We start from the raw sequence: 2,112 nt of genomic DNA, 5'->3' as shown, positions 1-2,112 counted from the left end.
ATTCCCTACGTCTTCAAAGCCTCCTTTGATAAAGCCAACCGTTCCTCCATCCACTCCTATCGTGGGCCGGGTCTGGAAGAAGGGATGAAGATTTTCCAGGAGCTGAAGCAGACCTTTGGCGTGAAAATCATCACCGACGTTCATGAAGCCAGCCAGGCGCAGCCGGTAGCTGACGTGGTGGACGTGATCCAGCTTCCGGCTTTCCTCGCGCGCCAGACTGACCTGGTGGAAGCGATGGCGAAGACCGGGGCGGTGATCAACGTCAAGAAGCCGCAGTTTGTCAGCCCGGGTCAGATGGGCAACATCGTCGATAAGTTTATCGAAGGGGGTAACGACAAAGTAATCCTCTGCGACCGCGGCGCGAACTTCGGTTACGACAACCTGGTCGTGGATATGCTCGGCTTCGGCGTGATGAAGAAAGCCTCCAACAACTCGCCGGTCATTTTCGACGTCACCCACGCGCTGCAGTGCCGCGACCCGTTTGGCGCAGCCTCCGGCGGTCGTCGTGCGCAGGTGAGCGAGCTGGCCCGCGCCGGTATGGCGGTAGGTATCGCCGGTCTGTTTATTGAAGCGCATCCGGATCCGGACCACGCGAAATGCGACGGCCCGTCCGCGCTGCCGCTGGATAAACTGGAGCCGTTCCTCAAACAGATGAAAGCGATTGACGATCTGGTGAAAAGCTTCGACGAGCTGGATACCAGCAAGTAAGCCTGACTGCATCAGTAAAAAAGCCTGCCGGCGTCAAAACCGGCAGGCTTTTTTTCGCCCGGACTCCGCCGGGTGGGAAAGCGGGGTCAGGCGAAAATGGTCATCAGATAGGCGGCGAACAGCGCCATGTGGGCCGCGCCGTTCAGCACATTGGTGCGTCCGGTGGAGAAGGAGATATGGCACAGCACCAGCGAGGCGACCATCACCACCATCTCCGGGGCGCCAAGGCCAAAGCGCAGCTCATTGCCGGTCAGGAAGGCGATGAGGGTGACCACCGGGACCGTCAGCGATATGGTGGCCAGCACGGAGCCGAAAAACAGATTCATCGCCCGCTGAACCTGATTGTTGAGCACCGCTTTCAGGGCGCCAAGGCCTTCCGGCGACAGGATCAGCAGAGCCACCAGGAAGCCTGTAAAGGCCACCGGGGCATTCATGCTGGTCAACAGCGTTTCCAGCGGGTTAGCGTTCATTTTGGTAACCGCGATCACTGCCACCAGGTGCACCAGCAGCCAGGCGGTATGCCACCCGCTGCTGTGGGCGGACGGTTTACCGTGGTGCGGGTCGTCATCGTCGCTGTCGTCTTCATGCTCATAAACAAACAGGCTCTGATGGGTTTTGGTCTGAATAAGCAGGAAAACGCCGTACATGGCCGCCGAAATTACCGCCACCAGCAGCGATTGCCCGGTGCTGAAGTTCGCGCCCGGCAGCGCCATCGGAAAGACCAGCACGATAATCGCTAGCGGAAACAGGGCGATAAGATACTGCTTAATGCCGAACAGATTCATATATTGGGTGGCGAATTTACGCCCGCCCAGCAGCAGAGAGAAACCGACCAGACCGCCGGTGACGATCATAATAATGGAGTAGAGGGTATCCCGCATCAAGGTCGGCGCGGCGTCGCCGGTGGCCATTAAGGCAGAGATCAAACTGACCTCAAGGATAACCACCGACAGGCTTAAAATCAGGGAGCCATAGGGTTCGCCCAGGCGGTGGGCGAGGACGTCGGCGTGGCGGACCACGCTGAAGGCGCTGCTCAAAATGCCGACCAGCGCGAGGATATTGATCGCGATAACCACTGGCAGTGACTGGCTGCTGCCCCAGAAAAACAGCACCGCCAGCGCCAGCACCGGAAAGACGAGGGAAGACTCCTTATGGCGGGTTTTTACCGCCTCATGTGCATGGGTCATGAACCATCTCCATTTATGCAGGTGTTATAATTATAAAAACGTAGGGCGGTAAAGTAACAGATATTGCTAAATTACCGCTGGTTTTTTACTTAAATTTACGGGTATCGAGGAATATCTTGATTAGTTTATTATAATTTATGTTTACTTATATTTAGTTCTTATTATTCAGATAATTACTAAAATAATTTTTCTACTCATTTTGACCTTGATAGCCAGC

The 2,112-nt window shown here is 55.7% G+C and carries 2 protein-coding genes; one reads left to right on the top strand and one right to left on the bottom strand.

Annotation, left to right across the window (positions count from 1 at the left end):
* Positions 1 to 708: 3-deoxy-8-phosphooctulonate synthase (gene kdsA / locus KHQ28_RS23260; protein WP_211777693.1), on the top strand; the 708-nt coding region annotated here is incomplete at its 5' end.
* Between the two features lie 86 nt (positions 709 to 794).
* On the opposite strand, the gene chaA is transcribed toward kdsA, so the two are convergent.
* The gene (chaA, locus tag KHQ28_RS23255) at positions 795 to 1,895 is read right to left on the bottom strand and encodes a sodium-potassium/proton antiporter ChaA (RefSeq protein WP_002910392.1); all 1,101 of its coding nucleotides are present in this window, start codon (positions 1,893 to 1,895) and stop codon (positions 795 to 797) included.
* Between the last annotated feature and the right edge of the window lie 217 nt (positions 1,896 to 2,112).

The organism is Klebsiella sp. 28, assembly GCF_018223905.1.
Classification (GTDB): Bacteria; Pseudomonadota; Gammaproteobacteria; order Enterobacterales; family Enterobacteriaceae; genus Klebsiella; species Klebsiella pneumoniae.
Note: the sequence above shows the minus strand (reverse complement) of the source record. Positions and strands in the feature narration are given on the sequence as shown.